The sequence below is a fragment of the Pedobacter immunditicola genome, from assembly GCF_037482985.1.
In the GTDB taxonomy this organism is placed as follows: Bacteria; Bacteroidota; Bacteroidia; order Sphingobacteriales; family Sphingobacteriaceae; genus Pedobacter; species Pedobacter immunditicola.
In genome coordinates this window covers 84,767-107,736 of sequence record NZ_JBBHKC010000007.1, presented here as the reverse complement: position 1 = coordinate 107,736, position 22,970 = coordinate 84,767, and the positions used below count along the sequence as shown (strand labels likewise).

General features: G+C 42.6%; 19 protein-coding genes. 9 read left to right on the top strand and 10 right to left on the bottom strand.

The window, feature by feature from the left end; translation table 11 throughout:
• The first annotated feature begins 611 nt into the window (after positions 1–611).
• Genes WG905_RS13735 through phoU form a run of 5 tightly spaced genes read left to right on the top strand, consistent with a single transcriptional unit; the run spans position 612 to position 4,824 of the window.
• Positions 612–1,616 carry a PstS family phosphate ABC transporter substrate-binding protein gene (locus WG905_RS13735; protein WP_339592307.1) on the top strand — a complete coding sequence of 335 codons (1,005 nt, stop codon included), beginning with the start codon at positions 612–614 and terminating at the stop codon, positions 1,614–1,616.
• 2 nt (positions 1,617–1,618) lie between these two features.
• A complete protein-coding gene (pstC, locus tag WG905_RS13730; RefSeq protein ID WP_339592306.1) occupies positions 1,619–2,506 on the top strand; it encodes a phosphate ABC transporter permease subunit PstC in 888 nt (295 codons plus the stop codon).
• The gene (gene pstA / locus WG905_RS13725) at positions 2,499–3,362 is read left to right on the top strand and encodes a phosphate ABC transporter permease PstA (RefSeq protein ID WP_339592305.1); all 864 of its coding nucleotides are present in this window, start codon (positions 2,499–2,501) and stop codon (positions 3,360–3,362) included. Before pstC ends, pstA begins: the two co-directional genes overlap by 8 nt.
• The gene (gene pstB, locus WG905_RS13720; RefSeq protein WP_339592304.1) at positions 3,338–4,132 is read left to right on the top strand and encodes a phosphate ABC transporter ATP-binding protein PstB; all 795 of its coding nucleotides are present in this window, start codon (positions 3,338–3,340) and stop codon (positions 4,130–4,132) included. Before pstA ends, pstB begins: the two co-directional genes overlap by 25 nt.
• Positions 4,133–4,170: 38 nt before the next feature.
• The gene (gene phoU / locus WG905_RS13715) at positions 4,171–4,824 is read left to right on the top strand and encodes a phosphate signaling complex protein PhoU (protein ID WP_339592303.1); all 654 of its coding nucleotides are present in this window, start codon (positions 4,171–4,173) and stop codon (positions 4,822–4,824) included.
• Positions 4,825–4,896: 72 nt separating this feature from the next.
• Here the strand turns inward: phoU and WG905_RS13710 are convergent, their stop codons facing one another.
• From WG905_RS13710 to WG905_RS13700, 3 genes are all read right to left on the bottom strand, one after another.
• Positions 4,897–5,463, bottom strand: a complete 567-nt coding sequence (locus tag WG905_RS13710; protein WP_339592302.1) for an SAM-dependent methyltransferase — start codon at positions 5,461–5,463, stop codon at positions 4,897–4,899.
• Between the two features lie 50 nt (positions 5,464–5,513).
• On the bottom strand, positions 5,514–6,911 hold the full coding sequence (locus WG905_RS13705; protein WP_339592301.1) for an APC family permease: 1,398 nt from the start codon (positions 6,909–6,911) through the stop codon (positions 5,514–5,516).
• Between the two features lie 208 nt (positions 6,912–7,119).
• The gene (locus WG905_RS13700; RefSeq protein WP_339592300.1) at positions 7,120–7,689 is read right to left on the bottom strand and encodes a DUF3575 domain-containing protein; all 570 of its coding nucleotides are present in this window, start codon (positions 7,687–7,689) and stop codon (positions 7,120–7,122) included.
• Between the two features lie 213 nt (positions 7,690–7,902).
• Here WG905_RS13700 and WG905_RS13695 point away from each other — a divergent pair, with 213 nt between their 5' ends.
• Together WG905_RS13695 and WG905_RS13690 are read left to right on the top strand one after the other, a co-directional pair.
• Positions 7,903–10,329, top strand: a complete 2,427-nt coding sequence (locus WG905_RS13695) for a phosphocholine-specific phospholipase C (protein ID WP_339592299.1) — start codon at positions 7,903–7,905, stop codon at positions 10,327–10,329.
• Positions 10,330–10,357: 28 nt separating this feature from the next.
• Positions 10,358–12,838: a cation-translocating P-type ATPase gene (locus tag WG905_RS13690; protein ID WP_339592298.1), complete on the top strand. Its 2,481-nt coding sequence runs from the start codon at positions 10,358–10,360 to the stop codon at positions 12,836–12,838.
• Here WG905_RS13690 and WG905_RS13685 read toward each other — a convergent pair.
• From WG905_RS13685 to WG905_RS13675, 3 genes are read right to left on the bottom strand one after another with little or no spacing between them, the layout of a single operon-like run.
• Complete coding sequence (locus WG905_RS13685) at positions 12,801–13,877, bottom strand: phosphotriesterase family protein (RefSeq protein WP_339592297.1); 1,077 nt, start codon at positions 13,875–13,877, stop codon at positions 12,801–12,803. The genes WG905_RS13690 and WG905_RS13685 overlap by 38 nt on opposite strands.
• Positions 13,878–13,897: 20 nt before the next feature.
• On the bottom strand, positions 13,898–14,677 hold the full coding sequence (locus WG905_RS13680; protein WP_339592296.1) for an SDR family NAD(P)-dependent oxidoreductase: 780 nt from the start codon (positions 14,675–14,677) through the stop codon (positions 13,898–13,900).
• Between the two features lie 18 nt (positions 14,678–14,695).
• Positions 14,696–16,411 (bottom strand): IlvD/Edd family dehydratase, encoded by a 1,716-nt coding sequence (locus WG905_RS13675; RefSeq protein WP_339592295.1) that lies wholly within the window; start codon positions 16,409–16,411, stop codon positions 14,696–14,698.
• Between the two features lie 300 nt (positions 16,412–16,711).
• Between WG905_RS13675 and WG905_RS13670 the strand changes: the two genes are divergently transcribed.
• Positions 16,712–17,146, top strand: a complete 435-nt coding sequence (locus tag WG905_RS13670) for an SRPBCC family protein (RefSeq protein ID WP_339592294.1) — start codon at positions 16,712–16,714, stop codon at positions 17,144–17,146.
• Positions 17,147–17,151: 5 nt separating this feature from the next.
• On the opposite strand, the gene WG905_RS13665 is transcribed toward WG905_RS13670, so the two are convergent.
• From WG905_RS13665 to WG905_RS13655, 3 genes are all read right to left on the bottom strand, one after another.
• Positions 17,152–17,700: an acyl-CoA thioesterase gene (locus tag WG905_RS13665; RefSeq protein ID WP_339592293.1), complete on the bottom strand. Its 549-nt coding sequence runs from the start codon at positions 17,698–17,700 to the stop codon at positions 17,152–17,154.
• An 84-nt stretch (positions 17,701–17,784) separates the two neighbouring features.
• Positions 17,785–19,086: a voltage-gated chloride channel family protein gene (locus WG905_RS13660; RefSeq protein WP_339592292.1), complete on the bottom strand. Its 1,302-nt coding sequence runs from the start codon at positions 19,084–19,086 to the stop codon at positions 17,785–17,787.
• A 41-nt stretch (positions 19,087–19,127) separates the two neighbouring features.
• Positions 19,128–20,399 carry an NAD(P)/FAD-dependent oxidoreductase gene (locus WG905_RS13655; RefSeq protein ID WP_339592291.1) on the bottom strand — a complete coding sequence of 424 codons (1,272 nt, stop codon included), beginning with the start codon at positions 20,397–20,399 and terminating at the stop codon, positions 19,128–19,130.
• Between the two features lie 205 nt (positions 20,400–20,604).
• On the opposite strand from WG905_RS13655, the gene WG905_RS13650 reads away from it, so the two are divergent.
• Entirely contained in the window at positions 20,605–21,390 is a 786-nt protein-coding gene (locus WG905_RS13650; protein WP_339592290.1) for an SDR family oxidoreductase, read from the top strand.
• A gap of 98 nt (positions 21,391–21,488) precedes the next feature.
• Here WG905_RS13650 and WG905_RS13645 read toward each other — a convergent pair whose 3' ends face one another.
• Positions 21,489–22,886 carry an amidohydrolase gene (locus WG905_RS13645; protein WP_339592289.1) on the bottom strand — a complete coding sequence of 466 codons (1,398 nt, stop codon included), beginning with the start codon at positions 22,884–22,886 and terminating at the stop codon, positions 21,489–21,491.
• Between the last annotated feature and the right edge of the window lie 84 nt (positions 22,887–22,970).

The following is a 22,970-nucleotide window of genomic DNA, read 5'->3' as shown; positions in this document are numbered from 1 at the left end:
ACCTGTCTCATGCTATAATGTGTCCTGCTAACATCTATTATGTAATGCTTATTAAAGAATTAACACTGGAATTGACACCTTTGACTATACTCACTTCGACGTATGCAATTCGATTTTCAAAGAACAGATACTTAACATTAATTTAACATTAGGATAATACATTCTTAACCTTTTAAGTCTTTAAATACAATCCCTATTATTTAACTTTGCAGCCGTTGCTGAAGGCCGGATACATTGCATTTCGGTCATGAAAAAGATTTAAATATGTTAACAATTTTGGCACCAGCTGGGGAGAGAAATGAATTTAGCTTTAGGGATGGGACAGTTCAAGTGTTTTTTTACAGTATCTTCGCCTATCTGTTTATAACTATACTTCCACCCCTCTTTGATTTGAAATCACTCGAAGTAAATATAATCCTATCAGAAATCGCAAAAAGTGTAGGCATCTACCCTGGAATTACCCTCCTTTTTACTATTCCAGCTATTTCATTATTTATCTATTTCCCGATCATTTATGTGACGTTACCGAAGTTTCCGGCATTGATTGCATTATTTAACCTCTCCTATTGGTTCAAAAAGAAATATTCTACACCCAGTTTAATTAATATATAATGATTTACAAAAAGCCGGACCTGTCCAGATATAGTTTTGTCCTTCTGGGTATTGTATTAATATTTAGCTCCTGTTTCAAAGAATATAAAGGAAAAATAAATATTGATGGTTCAAGCAGTGTTTACCCGATCACGGAAGCCGTTGCTGAAGAATTCAGAAAGATTGATCCCGATATCAGGGTTACCGTTGGAGTTTCAGGCACAGGTGGTGGCTTTAAGAAATTTTTAAGGGGTGAAACTGATATCAGTAATGCTTCGCGACCCATCAGTACTAAAGAGATTGAAGGCAGCAGAGCTGCCGGAATAGAGTTTGTAGAAATCCCCGTATGTTATGATGGGATGGCTATTGTAGTCAGTCCAAAAAACGACTTTGTTGATTATGTTACTGTTGCAGAACTTAAGAAAATGTGGTCGCCGGAAAGCCAGGGTAAAATCAAGACCTGGAAACAGGTACGTGATTCATGGCCGGATCTGCCGCTGAATCTCTATGGCGCAGGCACTTCTTCCGGTACTTATGATTACTTTACAGAAGCCATCAACGGAAAAGCCAAGGCCTCCAGAGGTGACTATACAGCCAGTGAAGATGACAACGTATTGGTTCAGGGTGTATCTTCCGACAGAGGTAGTCTTGGTTATTTCGGCCTTGCTTATTACACAGAAAATAAATCCAAGCTAAAATTGGTTCCTGTTAAACTCACCGAAGACAGTGAAGCTATATATCCAACTAATGCCACTGTACAGGATGGTTCCTATCAGCCGCTTTCGAGGCCAGAGTTTATTTATGTAAACCTTAAATCAGCACAACTGCCACATGTTCAAGATTTTGTTAAGTTTTATATGGAAAACGCTGCGAAACTAGCAATGGAGGTTGGCTATGTTCCCCTACCTGTAGAAGCTTACCGCTTGTCTTACCAAAGATTTACCGAAGGACATACAGGCTCTGTATTTGAAAACAAATCCACAGTAGGTGCAAACTTGCTACAACTTTTATCCACTCAAAAATAATTATGGCAAGTAAAAAGTTTAAATCTGAAAAGTTAATAGAATGGACGATGCTTCTTTGCAGCATGGTTTCGGTTCTAACAACTATAGGAATCATCCTGGTGCTCTCCATTGATACTTTTAAATTCTTTGAAGAAGTTTCTTTTATAGATTTTTTAACAGACAAACAATGGACACCACTTTTTGAAGACAAACATTTCGGGATCATGTCCCTGCTTTCAGGAACATTACTCACTACCACGATAGCGATTTTAGTGGCAGTACCGGTAGGACTTTCCATCGCCGTATTTTTGAACGAATACGCTTCTAAAAGATTTACATCTATTGTAAAGCCCCTTTTGGAAGTATTAGCTGCAGTTCCAACGGTTGTATATGGCTTTTTTGCCTTACAGTTTGTAACCCCCATGCTTCAGAAAATTATCCCTGGCTTATCAGGTTTTAATGCTTTATCACCGGGTCTGGTCATGGGTATCATGATTATCCCTTATATCACTTCATTAAGTGAAGATGCGTTAAGGGCAGTTCCAAATTCACTCCGCGAAGCCTCTTATGGCCTGGGTGCCAACCGTTTTCAAACGGCATTTAAAGTAATGGTGCCCGCAGCCAATTCCGGTATTGTGGTGTCTATCATCCTTGCTGTTTCAAGGGCCTTGGGTGAAACCATGATCGTGGCCATCGCAGCAGGACAACAGCCAAAATTAACTTTCAATCCATTGGAATCCGTAGAAACCATAACCACCTATATTGTACAAGTGAGTATGGGTGATGTGCCACAGGATTCAATGGAATACCGTACCATATTTGCGGCCGGCATGACCCTTTTCGTCTTCACCTTTATCCTTAATAACCTGAGCTTCTGGATCAGAAAAAAATATCAACAACGTTATGAGTAGAAAACATTTTATGAGTCCGAAAGTAAAGGATACTTTATTCAGAATCTTTGCCATATTTTGTACAACACTGGGATTGGCAACTTTATTGATCCTGCTGGTTGATATTACTATAAAAGGTATTACCAGAATTAACTGGTCGTTCTTTACGAATTTACCCTCCAGGCATCCTGATGAGTCGGGTATTTATACAGCACTGGCCGGTATGGTGAGTTTACTGTTGTTTACCTTGCTGATTGCCTTGCCGATTGGTATTTTATCCGGAATTTATCTGGAGGAATATGGCAAGAAAAACCGCCTGGCTAATTTTATAGAAATCAATATATCAAACCTTGCCGGAGTTCCGTCGGTGATATACGGGATATTGGGATTGGAGCTTTTTGTACGCCTGGCGGGTTTTGGCAACAGTATCCTTGCCGGTGCCCTCACCCTATCCCTGCTTATTATGCCCATACTTATTGTGTCCACCAGGGAAGCGATTAAAGCTGTACCTTACTCTTTAAGGGAAGCAGCATTTGGAATGGGCGCAACAAAATGGCAAACCACAAGCAGAGTAGTTTTACCTGCGGCTTTTGGAGGTATCCTAACCGGTATTATCCTTTCCACTTCCCGGGCATTGGGAGAAACTGCACCCTTGATTGTGGTAGGTGCACTGGCCTATGTACCCTTTATACCAGAAGGCCCAATGGATCAATATACTACTTTACCCATACAGATATTTAACTGGACCTCCCGTCCACAACAGGGATTTGTAATAAATGCCGCAGCTGGTATAATTGTATTATTATTATTTACTTTTATACTTAATGGCGTGGCAATATATTTAAGAAACAGATGGTACAAGAAAACAGCAATATAATATTGGAGAGCTTTGGAACATATAAGCTGAGAGCTAAAGACCTTAACTTATTCTACGGGCAGAAACAAGCCCTTAAAAATATATCCATAAACATTGAAGCTAATACCGTAACGGCATTTATCGGCCCTTCAGGCTGTGGTAAATCTACTTTTCTCAGGTGCTTTAACCGCATGAACGACCTTATTGAAGGGGTAACGATTAAAGGTGAAGTCATGATCGATGATGTGGATGTTTACAAAAACATGGTTGATGTTTATGAATACCGCAAAAAAATAGGTATGGTTTTTCAAAAGCCAAACCCCTTTCCTAAATCGATATATGAAAATGTAGCATTCGGATTGCGTATCAATGGCGAAAGTAACAAATCAGTGTTAGATGAAGCTGTAGAGGGTTCACTCCGAAGATCGGCATTATGGGATGAGGTAAAAGATAACTTGCATAAATCTGCCCTGGCTTTGTCTGGTGGACAGCAGCAACGTCTTTGTATCGCCCGTGCCATTGCTGTTAAGCCTTCCGTATTGTTGATGGATGAACCAGCCTCGGCTTTGGATCCAATCTCAACAGCAAAAATCGAGGAGCTTATTTATGACCTGAAGGACCTGTTTACCATTGTTATCGTTACACACAACATGCAACAGGCTGCACGTGTGAGTGACAAAACTGCGTTCTTTTATATGGGAGAATTGATAGAATTCGACAAAACAGATAAGATTTTCACTAATCCGGCTAAAGACGCAACTCAAAACTACATTACTGGCAGATTCGGATAATTGTTGATAACTTAGGAGGTTGAACAAAAAAAAATAATATGACACACTTAGAGGCAGAATTAAAAATATTAAAAGCAGACACACTCGTGATGTGGAAGCTTGTATTAACACAGCTCAACAAGGCTTTTCATTCTTTGAAGTCATTCGATAAAGACTTCTCCAGGGAAGTGATTTCGACTGAAAAAAGGGTGAATGCCATGGAACTCCAAATTGACCGGGACTGTGAAAACATATTTGCCTTGTTCAATCCTGTTGCAGTAGACCTTAGGCTGGTTCTGGCCACCTTAAAAATAAATAACAACCTGGAGCGTATCGGTGATATCGCTGAAGGAATTGCAAAGTTTATTGTTCTTGAAAAAGAAGCTTATGATCCGGCCCTATTGAAACAAACGCATTTTATCGAGATGTTTGATGCAGCCATAGCCATTTTAGAGGATGTTCTTAAAGCTTATGAAAATGAGGACACGAAACTTGCAAGAACCGTCTTCAAAAAAGATGAAATGTTGGATGAAATTAACATTGAAGCCAACCATACTGTTTCTGCCTATATCAGGGAGAATATCGATAAAACCGAACAGGCGCTGAATATACTTTCTATTATCAGGAAACTGGAAAGAGTGGGTGACCAGAGTACAAATATAGCTGAGGAAATTATCTTCTATCTGGAAGCCAAAGTACTTAAACATAATTAAGCTCAACAGGAGTTAGTTATTTCCAACAATTAGGGAACTGTCCTTAATTGTTGGAAATTTTCAAGCCTCATCTTACTTCTTTCTTGCCGGCACGGTCCAATAGTGAATGGTAGCACCATCCACTACTTCAGTTCTATCTGGTTTCCAGTCACCCATATCAAAAGCATGTGATACAATTCTGGTACCCGGTTTAAGTGCAAGAATTTTTGGTCGCAATTTCATGTTCACATCTGGTAACAGGTACATGGTAATTACGGTAGCCTTACTGAGGTCTGTTTCAAACAGGTTGGCATTTACAAATTTCACTTTATCACTCACACCTGCCTTTTTAGCATTTGCATTCGCCTCTTCAATACGCTGGGGGTCAATATCAAATCCTTTACCCGTTGCGCCAAAATCCCTGGCAGCGGTAACAACGATGCGTCCATCGCCACAACCCAGGTCATACAAAACATCGCCTTTTTTTACGTTGGCTATCTTCAGCATGCTGTTGACAACAGTTTGTCTTGTGGGCACATAAGGAACATCCAGCACTGGCTTTTCCTTTGCCCTTGGTTCTGTTTTTACTTGTGCATTCAATAGTGTACTGCCACAGACAGATAAGACCATTAAACTCATTAAGATTTTCACTGATTTCATATTCTTTTGATTTAAGGTGACCATACTGGTATTAATTAACTGAAGAAATTTCAACTTTTAAACTCATTCATAATGACCTTATCCTTTTGTTTCAGCGGTATAGCTTCACTTCTTTGAAATACAACGTGAACGACAACACCAAGCAGCAACACCACGATACCAACAAGAGCACCAATGCCCGTATACACCAGGCTGGAATACAAAAGATAGGCACTGCTGAGGCAAAATATCAGCGGCGTAAGCGGATATAAGGGAACACGAAAAGGCCTGACTGCATTAGGCTCTTTCCTTCGCAATACAAATAAGGAAATGCCAACAAGGAGAAAGAAAAACCAAAATACAGGCGCCGTATATTCAATGATTGTCTCGAATCCACTCCTAGTCACTAAACCAAGGCTAATTAATGCAAGCGATATGAGGGCTTGCACGATGAAAGCATTTACAGGTCCTGATGCCTGGCTGTTCCACTTCCCGAGCATGGAAAACATTTTATAGTCTTTCCCTAATGCATAATTGGTACGTGCTCCAGTAAAGATGGTGGCATTAACAGAAGTTAATGCAGAAATGGCCACGAGCACAGATATAAGCCATACACCCGTTGGACCCCATACAATTCTCATCAGGTCTACCCCTACTGCATCAGATTGTGCCATTGCCTGATGGCCTAAGGCCTTTAAAAAAGCGATATTGATGAGTAAATAAACTAGGGTGATGATAACCAGACTGATGATTAATGCTTTAACCATTCTGTTACGTCCAGACTTCAACTCTGCGGAGATATAGGCTGCTTCGTTCCATCCGCCGAAAGTGAGCAGCACAAACACCATAGCCAGACCGATAAAACTGCCGGCTGAACCAGCTGCTGAAGCTGTCGCCGGTGCAGCATTCAGCGTTTCAACAGGCGCAGGTGCAAAAAACAAACCTGCGGCGACAATAATCATTACCCCGCTTACTTCTGCTATGGTAAACAACTTTTGTGTGCCTGTACCCATTTTAACACCAGCAATATTGATAGCCGTCATGATGATCACGACCAACGCAGCATAAATGACAGAAGAGAAATCTCCCAGGCTATAAATTTGTGTAAAATAATCGCCGAAAATAAAGGCCAGTACGGCAATAGAACCTGTTTGTATGACACTCATTCTTGCCCAGGCGAAAATAAACGAAGCGCGTTTACCATAGGCTTTTCTTAAAAAATGGTAATCTCCGCCCGCATTTGGAAAAGCAGTGGTCAGTTCGGCATAACAGAGTGCACCAATCAAGGAAACCATACCGCCCAGGATCCAGGCCAGCAAAAATTGGGTGTCATTGGCAGTGTTAGCTGCGACCAGTGATGGCGTTCTGAAAATGCCTGCGCCGATGACAATTCCCACAATTATTGCGATGGCGTCGATCAGACTTAATTGTTGTTTTGGCAGACTTGTTTCAGGAGTACGCTCTTCCATAAATAAAATTTAGGTATACACTGAATGACTTTCATTTTCAACAATCAATAATTGATAATGTTCTCACCATCAGTAAACTAAATCTAAATAATTACATATCGAATAAACATATACACCTTAAGATTCCACATTCGGTTGCAACATTCGTTTTGTACACAGCAAAAAGAAAAACCAGCAAAATAAGTGTGGACAACTCATCACTTAACGATTAAAACATCAGGCCCACTTTAAGTGCAAGACTGGAATAACTCTCTTTTAAGTTAGACGAATCGTGGTTAATTTTCTGATGGTTATAACCAAAACTCGCATTCATTCCAGTCCTGGTGGCCACCATAAACTTGTAACCCATGCCTATGTTGTAAAATAAACCTTGGGCAATGTTATCGTCAATTGATACCGAACTTCCTAAATCGCCATATCCAAAAAAGGTATTCTTTTCATTGTGCAGGTAATACCTTACATCACTAAAAACAAGAAAGGTGTTGTCGAAACGAGAACCACCACCATTAAAGGTATAACCATCTAACCCTACACCAATGCCCAAAGAAAGGTTGTTCCCAATAAAAAAACCATTAATATTTCTTAGGCTAAGGGCATGGGCGCCATTTTTATGACTAAAAGCACCTCCCGCGGGTGTTTGACTAATGATGTTACGAGAGAAGAAGTATCCAACTTCCGTCAGGTTAAAATAACCCTTTTCCTGTTTAGTAATTTCTTGGGCTGAAGAAGTGCTGTAGCCTATGATAAGGCTAAAAAGAAGAATGATAGTGGATTTCATAAATTTTGGTTAGAAGCGTTTTAAGTTGCGTTATTAAAACGAATATAAGGTATAAGTTGATTTAATAACGTAACATGCAAAAACAGCATCGAAAACCACCCGGGATCTTCCTTGATCATATTCATTTGTTTATGAAGTGTAGCGCTCACAAAAATTTTTATAATCAGAAATGTTAGCCATTAATTTTTACCTTTAAGAAAGGCATAATTTAACATGGATAACAGAAGAGCGTTTATTAAAAAAGCAGCTTTACTAACCGGGGCCGTTGGTCTTTCGGGCATATTACCGGAATCAATACAAAGGGCATTAGCGATCAGTGCTGCACCGGGGACTACCTATCTGGACGCAGCACATGTGGTATTCTTAATGCAGGAAAACCGTTCATTTGACCATACCTTCGGCACCTTAAAAGGTGTACGTGGTTTCAACGACCCCAGGGCTATAAAACTCCCTAATCAATATCCTGTATGGCTGCAAAGCAATAAAAAAGGCGAAACTTACGGCCCATTTCGTCTGGATATTAAAGATACCAAGGCTACCTGGATGAGTTCTCTTCCACATTCCTGGGAAAACCAGGTCGACGCCAGAAATAATGGCAAATATGACGGATGGCTGGAAGCCAAAAAATCCGGCAATAAAGCATATGCTGACCTTCCCTTAACCATGGGTTATTATAACCGGAAGGATATTCCTTTTTACTATGACCTTGCAGATGCTTTTACAGTTTGCGACCATAACTTTTGTTCCTCACTCACAGGCACCAGTCCTAACCGAAGCTTTTTCTGGACCGGAAAAATCAAAGAAGAGCAAACGGCAGCCGCTAAGGCCCACTTGTCAAACGGAGATATCGACGGTTCTGAGCGCATTTCCTGGAATACCTTTCCCGAACGTTTGTCGGCACATCATGTCGACTGGAAAGTCTACCAGAATGAATTAAGTGTAGGCGTAGGTCTCGAAAATGAGGAAGAAGACTGGCTGGCAAACTTTACAGACAATACACTTGAATTCTTTAAACAATACCATGTCCTTAGACATCCGGAACACCTTGCCCACCTGAAAAGAGAATCCATAAAACTCGCGGCCCAATTAAAAGAAAAGCCAGATAAAAAGCTGCGCAGGAAACTGGAGAAGGTGCAAGAAGCTTTGCATTTCCTGGAAGAAAATCCTTTGGAAAAATTAACACCAGCAGCACAGGATTTGCATCAACGGGCATTTGTAACCAACAGGGACGATCCTAAATACCATCAGTTGGAAAGCATCACCTATCAGGATCATGGAACAACCAGAACAACAAAAGTACCGGCAGGTGATGTTCTGCACCAGTTTCGTGCAGATGTGGATGCAGGAAAACTGCCAACTGTATCCTGGCTCGTTCCCCCTTGTAATTATTCAGATCATCCTGGTGCACCCTGGTATGGTGCCTGGTATTTATCAGAAGTCATGGATATACTAACTAAAAATCCTGAGGTATGGAAAAAAACCATCTTCATTCTCACTTACGATGAAAATGACGGGTATTTTGATCATGTGCCACCATTTGTTGCACCTAACCCGGAAGATCCGGACACGGGCCTTGTTTCCAAATCACTGGACATCAAGGCTGAATATATCCCCAAAAATCAAAGCGAGCGGGAAAGTCCTGTTGGACTAGGTTACCGGGTACCCATGATTGTGGTTTCCCCCTGGACACGCGGTGGTTATGTAAACTCACAGGTTTTTGATCACACCTCTTCGATACAGTTTTTAGAGAACTTTCTCAGCCATAAAACTGGTCAGCTGATCCATGAGGATAACATTACTTCCTGGCGCCGGAGTTTATGCGGCGACCTGAGTTCCGTTTTCAGGCCCTACAATGGCGAACCAACACCGCTTCCTGAAAGCATTATTAAAGAACCTTTTATGGAAAGCATTCACCAGGCTAAGTTTGCTAAAACACCTGATAACTTCAAAAAGCTTACGCAAACCGCCATTGAAGAAATTCTTAAAAAGCCGTTGAACAATGAACACCTCCCACAGCAGGAAAAAGGCATCAAAAGGGCAAATAGAATTCCTTACGAAATTTATGCACATGGAGGACTGGACCTTGAAAATGAAACATTTACTGTCGATTTTAAAGCAGGCAACCAGATTTTCGGAAAGCTGAGCAGCGGCGTTGGTTTTAATGTCTATGCAGGCGATAGAAACTGGTCATTCACGGTAGATGCGGGCGATTCCATCAAGTATAACTGGCCCTTAAAGGATTTTAAAAACCGCCAATACCAACTAAGGATCCATAGTGTGAATGGCTTTTTCAGGGAATACAGAGGTGATGCCGGTGACCCTGATATCTCAGTCGAGTTGAATTACCAAACAGAAAACGACCGGTATAATGGAAATATAGCTCTCCTGATTAAACGTTCAGGTACTGGGGAGAGCCTGAAACTGGTATTACAAAATAATGCTTATGGAAACGCCCACAAAGAAATTATTTTCGGTAAAAACGAAATGGAAAAAATGGTATCTGTTGAATTAAAAGCCAGTCACCATTGGTACGACTTCAGCCTGAGTGCAGTAAATCATGCTCATTTTAGTCAGCAGTTTGCCGGTCATGTGGAGCATTTAAAAGAAAGTTTTACCGATCCTTTAATGGGAAATACTTAAATATTCTTTTTCGAAACCCTTCATCTTCATGACTGTAGACAACTTCAATATCAAGGGATTAACCAATGAACAGGTTATACAATTAAGGTCAGAACATGGCAATAACACGCTCCATCAAAAAAAAGAAAACAGATTTGCAGATGCCGTAAAGAGCCTGGCAAAGGAGCCGATGGTTCTTTTATTATTGGTGGCATCTACCATCTACTTCATCACTGGAAATGAGGGAGATGGCATTTTCCTTGCCTCAGCCATCGTGCTGGTTTCGGTAATTTCATTATACCAGGATTCAAGAAGCAGGAAAGCGCTCGCAAATCTGAAAGAATTCACACAAAACAGTGCCAGGGTGATTCGCAATGGTGAAGTTGTATTCATTAAGAGTGACGAACTGGTACCCGGAGATGCCTTACTGGTTGAAGAAGGTAATTCAATTGCTGCTGATGGCAAAATTATCCATTCCAATGATTTTTCGGTAAACGAATCTATCCTTACCGGGGAGTCACTTCCAGTTTATAAAGATCAGGATACCCTCAATAATTTCATTTTCAAGGGAACAACGGTGGCCAGCGGGCTGGCCATTGCTACGGTCACCGAAACAGGCGGCGCCACCCAGCTGGGTAAAATTGGAAAGAGCCTGGAAAGCATAAAAGAAGAAAAAACCCCGCTGGAACAGCAGATAGGGAATTTTGTAAAAAAGATGGTCATTACAGGAGCTATCGTTTTCCTGATTGTCTGGGCTATCAATTATATGAACACCGGTAGCATGATTTCCAGTCTTTTAATGGCCCTTACCCTGGCAATCAGTATTTTACCGGAGGAAATACCTGTGGCATTTGTCACTTTTATGGCCATGGGAGCCTGGAGGCTGATGAACAATGGCATCATTGTTAAACAGATGAAAACAGTAGAAACTTTAGGCAGCGCCACTGTCATCTGTACCGATAAAACCGGAACCATCACAGAAAACAAAATGAGCCTGGCCGGGCTTTATGCAGGACCCGATAAGGATGTGGAGGAAAAGGAACTTATACGGCTGGCCATGTGGGCAAGTGAACCCATTCCATTCGACCCGATGGAAATAGCGCTGCACCAGGCCTATGCTGAAAGGACTTCGCAGGATGAAAGGCCACAGTACCACATGATCCATGAATATCCCCTTGGGGGTAAACCACCCATGATGACGCATCTTTTTGAGGACCATCAGGGAAATAGAATTATAGCAGCAAAGGGAGCCCCTGAAGCTTTAATTCAAGTATCAAATCTAACAACAAGCGAAAAACAAAGAATAGAAGGTGTTATCCATTCCTTTGGAAAACAGGGTTACCGTTTGCTGGCCGTAGGAGAAGCAGCCTTTTCCGGAAATGATTTCCCTAAACTTCAGCAAGAATTTAAATTTGTTTTTAAGGGCATTGTCGCTTTTTATGATCCCCCAAAGAAAAATATCCAATTTGTATTGGAGAACTTTTATAAAGCGGGTATGAAGGTGAAAATTGTAACTGGCGATAATACGACCACCACCGCAGCGATAGCCCGTCAGATTGGTTTTAAATATGCGGAGAAAAGCCTGACCGGTGATGAACTGATGAAATTAAGCCCTGCAGAACTTCGGCAAACAGTACAAGACACCAATATTTTCACAAGAATGTTTCCTGAAGCAAAATTAAAGATCATTAATGCGTTGAAAGCCAACAATGAAATTGTTGCGATGGTCGGAGATGGGGTAAATGATGGGCCATCGCTAAAAGCAGCACATATTGGGATCGCCATGGGCAAGAAAGGGACAGAAATTGCTAAGCAGGCTGCTTCCTTAATTCTGCTGGAAGATGACCTGGAAAAAATGGTGGATGCAGTAGCTGCCGGCAGGAAAATTTATGCAAACCTCAAAAAGGCTATTCAATACATCATTTCTATCCACATCCCCATCATTTTAACTGTATTTATTCCACTGGCACTGGGATGGATTTATCCAAATATCTTTTCTCCCATGCATGTGATCTTTTTAGAGTTGATTATGGGGCCCACCTGTTCTATCATTTATGAAAATGAACCGATGGAAAAGAACACCATGCTTCAAAAACCAAGGCCGTTTACCACTACTTTCTTCAAATGGCGGGAATTGATGACGAGTGTCATACAAGGGCTATTGATTACCGCCGGCATCTTGTTTACTTATCAATATGCAGTACAACAAGGATATACAGAACCGCTTACTCGTACCATGGTTTTTACAGTGCTCATTTCTGCAAATATAGTGTTGACCTTAGTCAACCGTTCTTTTTATTATTCCCTATGGACGACCTTGAAATACAAAAACAACCTTGTCGTCCTGATTATCAGCATTACTGCAGCCATTACGGGATTATTGATTTATGTCAAACCATTCGCCCGGTTCTTTGGCTTTGAAAGTTTAAATATTTCCAACCTGCTCTTTTGTATGATCACTGGCTTGATCTCCGTCATATGGTATGAGGCCGTTAAATGGAAGAAAAGGAGCGACAAACTTCAATTTTAAATGCCTGCACAGGATTTTTTACCGTGATGAGTTCATATTCTTCTTCACTAATCACATCTTTCAATAATGCTGGTTTTAATGTCCGCATTAAAGAAGTATAAGGCTGGTGATTCCCATCTTTGTAAGCTTTGAATGTAACTTCACCACCGTGATTTTCTACGGCGAAGCCATCATCATGAGAAAGTAAGAGCCTGTGCAGTAAGCTTTCTTTCTTCAGCACCTTAATAAAAGCAAGATATTTTTCAAGCGAGGCAGGCTCGTCGCTTACACCATCGAGACTTATCCAGCAACCTTTTTTCGCCATGGCCATATGCACGTCGCTATTGCTTGCATTTTGTGCATGTACCCAGATCATTGCTTTCGGGTCTATCCCCATTTTTTCTAGTATCGCTATTTCTGCTGCAACAGCCGACGAATTTCCGTTATGTATGGCTATTTTTAATCCACTTTTCAAATGCGTGTAGGCAGCCGCCTGTATGAGCTTTTGTTCCACTTCTTTCAATGGCCCGCCATCAACACCGAGTTTAATAAAGCCCGGGCGGATGCCCGTGCCTTCAATACCATTTTCCCATTCCTTCAACCATCTTGCCGACAATACCAGACTACTTTCCCTATAAGCATGGCGGGGCAAATACTTTAAACCGGCAGCGGCATAATAACCCGTATTCGTTAAGATAGCGATCCCACTGGCTTCAGCAAGCATTTTTAACAGGATGACATCGCGTCCGATATAAGCTGGGGTACACTCTGTTAAAACATTAACGCCGGCCTTTTTTGCAGCTATTAAATTGGGAAGCATTTTCTTGAAAGCTATAGTGCGGTTATACTGAGGTTGAACAATTTTCTCAGCCCCGGTGAAATCAGTAAGCACATGTTCATGAGGTAGAAAAACACCCTTTTCCGGTAATTTCAACCTGCCGGTCACCGTCATTAAATAGCCATCAGCTGTTGACCCGGCCAAAGCAGTCAAACTATGCCCCGCAGCACAAGCCACTACACCCAAACTTGAAAGTCTAATAAAAATCCTTCGATCCATCATTAACAATTAAATAACAACCTTTATTTAGCATTCGGCGGAATGGGACTAATGGTACTCCAGCCACCATCTACAATAAGACTTTGACCAGTAATATGCCGGGAAGCAGGCGACAACAAGAACAATCCGGCATTGGCGATATCCGCTACAGTGGCAGGTCTGCCCATGGGCGTCATTGCTGACCAGCCATTTTTATAATCATCAAAAGTCAATGTACGTTCGGTTAAAGTTGCACCGGGGGCAACCGTGTTGACCGTAATTTGATAGGGTGAAAGTTCAATAACCAGGTTTTTAGCCAACATTTCTAAGCCAGCTTTTGTAGTGGAGTAGGCCGCAAGTTCCTTCATTGCCCTGTGCCCTGTCACACTGCCCAAGAACAAGATACTGCCCCCGCTTTTCTGCCGGATGATCTGGTTGGCAACGGCCTGTGCCAGAAAAAAACTTCCACCGAGGTTTACCTTCATCACCCTGTCGAAATCGGCTTCAGGAAAATCAAAAAAGTTCCCATAAAGGGAAAGTCCTGCGTTAGCTACAGCCAAAGTAACACGTCCAAACTTCGCTACAGCTGTGGCGACCATTTCTTTTAGGAAAGTAACAGCAGAGGCATCACCAACAACAGCGATACACTGACCGCCGGCAGCAGTGATCTTTTCAACAGCATGGTTGGCCAGTTCCGCATCTTCATCATTTAAAACAACGGCGGCCCCGCTAAGTGCTAATTGTTTAGCAATCTCAAAACCGATCCCCTGTCCGGCACCGGTTACAATGGCAACCTGATCATTAAATATGGAACTGTAGGTCATGGTGTGATATTGATTTAATTAATGAGAATCTTTAGTGACCAGGCTGCCAGAGCAACCTTTTAAGAAACTGAGGTCAGCCCCAAGGTGAGCCTGTTCAACTGTATTTTGATATAAGCTCACATAACCGCGGTCGCAGGTAATGCTAAATGGCACAAGTTTAGTTTTCCGCAAGGCGATCTCTTCATCTGAAACCTTAAGCTGCAGTAACTGGTTAAAGACATCGAGGGTAATGAGGTCGCCATCCTGCACAATGGCAAAAGTGCCCCCCAGGGCAGCCTCGGGAGAAACATGTAAAACAACAGTCCCAAAACCAGTACCACTCATTCTGCCATCGGAAATACGGACCATATCTGTAACCCCCTTCTCCAATAGTTTTGTCGGCAGCCCCATATTACCCACTTCAGGCATACCGGGATAACCTTTAGGCCCCACATGTTTCAATACGAGGATACTGTTTTCGTCTACATCAAGATCCGGATCATCGATCCTTTGTTTATAATCATCCATATCTTCAAATACGATTGCTTTCCCTGTATGTTGCAACAGGTGCATGCTCGCTGCCGAAGGTTTAATCACTGCGCCATCTTCACACAGATTACCTTTTAACACCACCACCCCTGCAATGGGGTTTACAGGTTTATCGAGTGTGCTGATCACTTCTTCATTGTAACAGGGGGCATGGGTATAATTTTCCATGATGGTTTTGCCATTCACGGTGATACAGCCAGTATGCAAATGAGTCAACAGCTCCTTCAATAGCGCTGGAAGGCCACCGGCATAGTAAAAGTCCTCCATAAAATATTTCCCTGAAGGCTGGAGGTTAGCTAGCAGGGGTATCTTTTCACCAATCTGATTGAACTCCTGAAGACTAAGCGGAACTCCTATCCGGCCTGCGATAGCCAATAAATGGATCACAAAATTCGTGGAGCCCCCAACGGCTGTATTTGCCATGATGGCATTCTCGAAGGCTTCCCTGGTCAGGATATCTGAGAGCCTGAGGTTCTCTTTCACCATGTTTACAATCCGTATGCCTGATAAATGTGCGAGCACCTTTCGCCGTGCATCGGGTGCGGGGATGGCTGCGTTCCCTGGCAGGGATAAGCCTAAGGCCTCCACCATACAGGCCATGGTGGAAGCGGTACCCATTACGCCGCAGTGGCCACTACTTCGGCACATACCAGCTTCAATGTTAAACAGCTCTTGCTGGTCAATCAGCCCGGTACGCTGCTCTTCACTAAAACGCCACAAATCTGAAGTGCTGATGTCTGCCCCCCGGTATTTGCCGGTCAGCATGGGTCCACCGCTCACGACAATGGTGGGTATGTTTACACTACAGGCACCCATCACCAGCGAAGGGGTTGTTTTATCGCAGCCACAAAGCAGCACTACCCCGTCTAATGGATTAGCCCTGATGCTTTCTTCGACATCCATGCTGGCCAGGTTACGGTATAACATGGCGGTTGGCTTCAACAAAGTTTCACCAAGTGACATGACCGGAAATTCAACCGGAAAACCGCCAGCTTCATAAATACCGTTTTTAACGCTTTGGGCCAGCTCCCTGAAATGAGAGTTGCATGGCGTGAGTTCACTCCAGGTATTGCAAATTCCGATAACCGGCCGGCCATCAAACAGATGGGCAGGAATGCCTTGTTTTTTCATCCAGGCCCGGTAGATGAAACCGTCTTTGCCATCGCGGCCAAACCAGCCCCGGCTTCTTAGTTCTGCTGTATCCATACCCTAAACTTTAGTGAAAACAAATATCTTATTGGCTATAGAAGGGTAATCTGCCAAAAGGATACCCTTCATCAATTGGCGAATTTGAATTTAATAAAACATTAGTGATATTTCATCATTTATTACAAGGGTTTCAAACCAGCTTTAAATGAAAAGAGTTAGCATAAAAAAAGGGAAAGTAAATTGTGATTGATAAAGACCTTGCTGAAAGCTTAGGCTGCTTCATCACCTTTTAAAATATTCCAATTATATTTGAATAACATACAACCTATTATTTGTTTAAACCTCAATCCTTAAATTATGGAAACGGAAAGCAAAACAAAAATCACTGTAGAAACTACAGTAAATGCGCCGGTTGATCGAGTTTGGAAGTTTTGGACGACACCAGAACACATTACGCAATGGAACTTTGCTGCCGACAGCTGGCATTCGCCCACAGCAGAAAATGATTTACGCCCGGGTGGCCGCTTTGTTTCCCGAATGGAAGCAAAAGATGGCAGCATGGGTTTTGATTTTGAGGGTGTTTACGATGAAGTTAAAACCAACGAACTGATTGCTTACACGCTTGGTGACGACAGAAAGGTAACCGTAACTTTTCGTGACCAGGGAAATCAGACCAAAGTGGTGGAAACTTTTGAGGCAGAGCGCCAAAATCCCCTTGAGTTGCAGCAGGGTGGCTGGCAGGCAATCCTGGATAATTTCAAGAAACATGTGGAAGCAACCGAAGCCTTTTGAAATGCTTAAAAAGCAATCTCGCAGCGTTCACTTTTAAGATCAGTTACACATTGATCTTTTTCATAACTCTTCTTGATGAGGGCTTCATCTTTTAGGTAAGCCCTTTTTAGTTCCTTCCTATTGCGAGCCTGGGTAAAACGCCTGAGTTCATCATCACTCTGTAATATCAAGCCCGGCACCTTTCTGGGCTTATTGTTATCACCAATGGCTACCATGGTGACATAACTGGTATTGGTATGTTTGATGACATGATCTTTCAGGTTTTCGGAAACCACCTTGATACCGATGATCATCGAGGAGTTGCCCACATAGTTTACAGAGGCCATTAAAGAAACAAGTTCACCTACTTCTACCGGTGCAAGAAAATTCACCACATCAACCGATGCTGTAATGCAATAACCACCCGAATGCTTGGCTGCACATACGTAAGCTACTTTGTCCATTAAGTTTAAAATTGTTCCACCATGTATTTTACCCCCAAAATTTGAGTAAGAAGGAATCATCAATTCTGTTAATGTAGTCTGAGAGCTTTCTATAGTTTTGTAATCTTCCATTTTAAACGTTTATTTATGACCGGCCTTAAGTTAGTAAATTATTAATAGGATAGCGGATGTGCAGTGGAACGGCAGGTATTCCCATCAATACCTTTTCTTAAAGGGAAGCTTGTACTTCCTTAACTTCCGGTGGATATACCTGGATCTTGATACTGTGATTCGCTGTGAGCCATAAATTCCGGAATGCCCACTAAACAAGTAAGCGGTAAAACAAGCAATGGCAAACAAAAGCACATGTTCAGCACCAAATAGCTCTACACCCATCATGGTACAAGCCAGAGGGGTGTTGGTTGCACCAGCAAATACCGCAATAAAGCCCAGGGCAGCAAATAGACTTAGGGGTGCATTTAAAATTGCCGCCAGGGTATTTCCTAAAGTAGCACCGATATAAAATAAAGGTGTTACTTCACCTCCTTTAAAACCCGTGCCAAGGGTGATGGCGGTATAAACCGTCTTCCATAACCAACTCCAGGTATCAGCTCCGCCTTCAAACGCGGAGTTGATGGTCACAGCACCGGGATATGGTGCATCAACACCTAAACCAAGGTAATCAGGTTTGCCAATCAGCAAGGTTAACCCAATGATGATGACCCCCCCGAAAACAGGCGCCATCCATTTATGACTGAATATGCTGCTGCAAAAGCCTTTAACTTCCGATATCATCTTTATAAAAAGATAACTGGCCAGTCCGAAAACGACAGAAGCAACCATAACTTTACCGACCAGCAGGATGTCGAAATGCGATAAGGCCGCAACCTGGTATTGGGTATGAGACACCTGCCATGCATTTATAGTGAGGTCACCTACCACCGCCGCTAGCAAAGCTGGCAAGAGCGCATCGTACTTAATACGGCCGATGGTGATCACTTCAATGGCAAAAATTGCACCTGTTACAGGGGTTCCGAATACAGCACCAAAACCTGCAGCCACACCAGCAGTTAAAATCATCCGCATATCGATACCTTTTAACTTGAACCAGCGACCATACATCGAAGCGATACTTCCGCCAATTTGCACCGCTGTTCCCTCCCTGCCTGCTGAGCCACCAAATAAATGGGTAATGATGGTCGTAAACAATATGATTGGTGCCATCCTTTTAGGAATCTTCCCTTCCGAAACATGAATTTGTTCCAGGATCAGGTCATTGCCCTTTGCTGCCGGCTGACCAAAATAATGGTAAATAAAATGTATCAGCAAGCCGGCAAGTGGCAGGAAATACAAAAGCCAGTAATGATTAAAACGAAATTGTGTTGCTGCATGAAGCAGCCATAAGAAAAAGGCAATGACACTGCCAATAACGATAGATACAGGCACAACGAATATGGTCCAACGCAACAGTTGTTTAATAAGCGTATAAAATTCTTTTGGGGGAATATTCCTGGTCATTGTACTTTCTACAACGAAAGTAACATTAATTTCTAAAAATACTAATCTTGTGCCCTGGGCCTGATGATTAACCGCAGTGTAGGATTATTGGTAATAAACGACCAAAGCCAGCTAAATGCTAATTTAACTTTATTTCTGAAACCGGCAATCGGAATGATATGGATAAACAACCAGATGAGCCAGGCAAAAAACCCCTTAAAAGAAAAATTGGGAAGGTCAGCAACTGCTTTGTATTTGGCAATAATGGCCATGGTTCCTTTATCGTGATATTTAAAAGGCTTTAGCGCTTCATTTTGGAAGAGCTTTTCGAGGTTGTCAGCCAGCAATCTTCCCTGTTGAATGGCTACTTGTGCCAGCTGAGGATGGCCATTGGGGTAATTTACATCTGTGGTTTGCAGTGCAATATCGCCGAGTGCAAAGATATTGTTGGTGTTATTCACGCGATTAAATTCATCCACCATTACCCTCCTGCCCCTTCCGATTACATCAGCAGGTATGCCCGGCAACTCTCTTCCGATTACGCCTGTTGTCCAAATCAGTGTATTTGCATCAATAGCGGTACCATCACCCAATAATACGCGGTCATCCACGTAATCCTTTACCAAGGTGTTCAGTCTGATGTGTACGCCTAGATTTCCTAATACCTCCAGGGCTTCCTCTTGTGCCATTTTACTCATGGGCCCCAGCAATGTCGGCGATGAATCAACCAGGTGGATATAGGTCTGTAAGTTTGGTATTTCGGGGTACTCTTTAGCAGCTACATTTCGTCCCAGTTCTGCCAGCATTCCCGCAATCTCCACACCGGAGGGACCGCCGCCCGCAACGACAACAGTAAGATTCTTTTCTTTTTCGGCAGGATCTTTAGTCCGTACTGCACATTCCATAGAAAGCAGGATATGGTTGCGGAGGTTAAGCGCATCACTGATGGTTTTCATCGGCAGGGCATTTGCCCGTACCTGCTCCATACCAAAGTAATTGGCTTCTGTGCCGACGGCGATCACCAGGTAATCGTACTCCAATGTACCCGTATCTGTTTCGATGGTATTGTTTTCCGGATGGATCCGAAGCAAAGAACCTAAATGAAAACGAAGGTTCTTTTTCTGCTGGAACATCCTGCGGTAGGGATAGCTGATATTTGAGGGCTCAATAAATGCTGTTGCAACCTGATAGAGTAAAGGAGGGAAAAAATTATAGTTGTTGGAATCGACCAGCGTGACCTGGAATCTGCTTTCGCCCGACAAGCGTTTAATAAAATTCATTCCAGCGAAACCGCCACCTACAACAACGACTTTTTTATAATCAGTATCCATCATATATTTCCCCGAATTAGGCACAAATTGAACTCAGCTGCACATAAAAACTAGGCTATGTCAGATTAGAAAAGGCAGTCGAATTGTTTTAAAAAACACCTGATGCTTTCTTTTGTTTTGTTTATAACAGTTTTATACACAAGGTAGGCGCTCCTTATTTTGTTATCTTTATAAAACAAAAACATACATAACAGTTAAGTCCAAATTTATGAACAAACTTGAAAAGAGAGTTATTATCATTACAGGTGCTGCCTTAGGCCTTGGATTGGCAACCGCCATTGAAGCGGCGAAAAACGGTGCTTTACTTTCCCTTGTAGATTACAATGCGGAAGCGTTAGCGGAAGCTAAAGAAAAAATACAGCAGGAAGTACCCGGCACTGAAGTTCTTACATTAGTGGCAGATGTTTCTGAAGAAGCTGCAGTAAAAAATTACGTGGATGAAACGGTGAAAGCCTATGGAAGGATCGATGGGTTTTATAATAATGCAGGTATTGAAGGGCGGCAGGCTTTAACTGCTGACTATGATTTAGCTGTTTTCAAAAAGGTAATTGACATTAACCTGATGGGGGTTTATTATGGTATGCGTTATATTATTCCGGTGATGCAGCAACAGCAATATGGTAGAATTGTAAACGCCGCATCTGTTGGTGGTATCAGAGGTGTAATGAACCAGGCACCTTATGTGGCCAGTAAACATGCAGTAGTCGGAATGACAAAAAATGCCGCTTTAGAATATGCGCGTGATGGCATCGTCACTAATGCCATTGCTCCTGGTGCTATTTTAACACCTATGGTAGCGGAAGCCTTCAGGGAAATGAATCCTGCAGATCCTAAAAAAGCAGAAGATGATTTTGCACAGGGCAACCCCACCAAAAGACTCGGCCTACCTGAGGAAGTTGCCAGGCTGGTTGTATTTTTATTGAGTGATGATTGTTCCTATGTGAACGGACAAACGATTGCCGTTGATGGAGGGCAGTCAAACGCTTATGGCTAAACAGGTGGCTCTTATGAACGCCTAAGTAAAGAACAATGAAGTTAATTGCCAGTGAGCTGTCGATACGGGTAATGTCATTGGCAATTAACTTCATTTATTTATTTTCCAGCAGCGCTACTGGCTTTTTTTTCCGTGTCGGGAGCAGCCAGAAAGTTCAGGGCCATGGATGACATGGCACGTACACCGACAACGAGGGCACTTTCCTCCACAAAGAATCCAGGGTTATGATTTGGTGCTGCTGTGGCAGGATCCTCACCTTTTTTAGTGACGCCTAAGAAAACATACAAACCAGGAACCTGGTTGGCGTAATAAGAAAAGTCTTCAGAAGCACCTTGTAATAGCGCCTCGCTCACTTTATTGCCCGTAACTCGTTGTAGAACAGGCAACATTTCAGAAGAAAGACCGTCATCATTTATGGTCACGGGGTAATTTGGGGTTATGGTCACTTTTGCTGTTTCACCTGCACCTTCGGCCGTACCAGTAACCATTTGGGTAATGTCCTGATGCAGCTTTTTCTGAAGTTTTTCGTCATAAGCACGAATGGTACCGGTCATTTCTACAGAATCAGGTATAATATTCTGGCTTGAACCACCTTGAATGGAGCCGATGCTAACGATCGCAGGCGAAGCAGTAAGATCTGCCTTTCTGCTGACCACCGTTTGTAGCCCTAAAACAATGGAAGCCGCTACTGGCACAGGGTCAAGGGTGCTCCATGGCATGCCGCCGTGACCACCTTTACCCTTTACCACAATATTTAGGACATCGCTGCTTGCAGTCGTAGCGCCGCTTTTATAAAAGATCTCTCCACTTTTGCCCATCATGACATGTATACCAAAAACAGCATCCGGTTTATTTTTCTTAAAGATGCCCTCTTCCAGCATCATTTTAGCCCCCCAGGTGGTAGCGCCGGGGGTATGGGAGCCTTCCTCTGCAGGTTGAAAAATAAACATTACCGTGCCGGGGATGTCTTTTTTCATACCGGATAAGACCTCTGCAGTAGCCATCAACATGGCAGTATGCGCATCATGTCCACAGGCATGCATCAAACTTACTTCTTTTCCTTGCGACTGACCGGTGGCTTTGGAAGCAAAGGGTAAACCCGCAGGTTCCTTAATCGGCAGCGCATCCATATCCGCACGCAGTGCGACAACCTTGCCCGGTTTACCGCCTTTGAGGATGCCAACGACGCCTGTGTGGGCAATGCCGGTAGTTACATCAATACCGAGACTTTTTAAGTGCTTGGCGACCAATGCAGCAGTCCTGGTTTCAAAGTCGCCTAATTCCGGGTGTTGGTGAATGTCTCTTCTCCAGCCAATCAGTTTTTTCTCTACAGCTGCTGCACGTGTTTGAATTTGTTTTTCCATGGCAGTGATTTCTGCTGATGGTGCTGCAGAAGCAGCCTGGGCTTTTAATTCTAATGGTAATAAAAAGCAAGAAGTCACTAAAAACACAGCCGAAGCACATCTTTTTAGTGACTTAGATTTATATAAATACATATAATGTAGATTAAGTTCTTATTTATAACGCAGCCTGATTACAAGTTTTCTATAGCCTTACTTATTAGGAGAAGTAGGCTATTT

Coding starts and splice junctions, on each gene's coding strand:
- WG905_RS13670 (WP_339592294.1), top strand. CDS start 16,712: ATGGAAACGGAAAGCAAAACAAAAATCACTGTAGAAACTACAGTAAAT.
- pstC (WP_339592306.1), top strand. CDS start 1,619: ATGGCAAGTAAAAAGTTTAAATCTGAAAAGTTAATAGAATGGACGATG.
- WG905_RS13705 (WP_339592301.1), bottom strand. CDS start 6,911: ATGGAAGAGCGTACTCCTGAAACAAGTCTGCCAAAACAACAATTAAGT.
- WG905_RS13645 (WP_339592289.1), bottom strand. CDS start 22,886: ATGTATTTATATAAATCTAAGTCACTAAAAAGATGTGCTTCGGCTGTG.
- WG905_RS13700 (WP_339592300.1), bottom strand. CDS start 7,689: ATGAAATCCACTATCATTCTTCTTTTTAGCCTTATCATAGGCTACAGC.
- WG905_RS13685 (WP_339592297.1), bottom strand. CDS start 13,877: ATGATGGATCGAAGGATTTTTATTAGACTTTCAAGTTTGGGTGTAGTG.
- WG905_RS13675 (WP_339592295.1), bottom strand. CDS start 16,411: ATGGATACAGCAGAACTAAGAAGCCGGGGCTGGTTTGGCCGCGATGGC.
- WG905_RS13690 (WP_339592298.1), top strand. CDS start 10,358: ATGACTGTAGACAACTTCAATATCAAGGGATTAACCAATGAACAGGTT.
- WG905_RS13660 (WP_339592292.1), bottom strand. CDS start 19,086: ATGACCAGGAATATTCCCCCAAAAGAATTTTATACGCTTATTAAACAA.
- WG905_RS13680 (WP_339592296.1), bottom strand. CDS start 14,677: ATGACCTACAGTTCCATATTTAATGATCAGGTTGCCATTGTAACCGGT.
- WG905_RS13695 (WP_339592299.1), top strand. CDS start 7,903: ATGGATAACAGAAGAGCGTTTATTAAAAAAGCAGCTTTACTAACCGGG.
- WG905_RS13665 (WP_339592293.1), bottom strand. CDS start 17,700: ATGGAAGATTACAAAACTATAGAAAGCTCTCAGACTACATTAACAGAA.
- WG905_RS13710 (WP_339592302.1), bottom strand. CDS start 5,463: ATGAAATCAGTGAAAATCTTAATGAGTTTAATGGTCTTATCTGTCTGT.
- WG905_RS13650 (WP_339592290.1), top strand. CDS start 20,605: ATGAACAAACTTGAAAAGAGAGTTATTATCATTACAGGTGCTGCCTTA.
- pstB (WP_339592304.1), top strand. CDS start 3,338: ATGGTACAAGAAAACAGCAATATAATATTGGAGAGCTTTGGAACATAT.
- WG905_RS13735 (WP_339592307.1), top strand. CDS start 612: ATGATTTACAAAAAGCCGGACCTGTCCAGATATAGTTTTGTCCTTCTG.
- phoU (WP_339592303.1), top strand. CDS start 4,171: ATGACACACTTAGAGGCAGAATTAAAAATATTAAAAGCAGACACACTC.
- pstA (WP_339592305.1), top strand. CDS start 2,499: ATGAGTAGAAAACATTTTATGAGTCCGAAAGTAAAGGATACTTTATTC.
- WG905_RS13655 (WP_339592291.1), bottom strand. CDS start 20,399: ATGATGGATACTGATTATAAAAAAGTCGTTGTTGTAGGTGGCGGTTTC.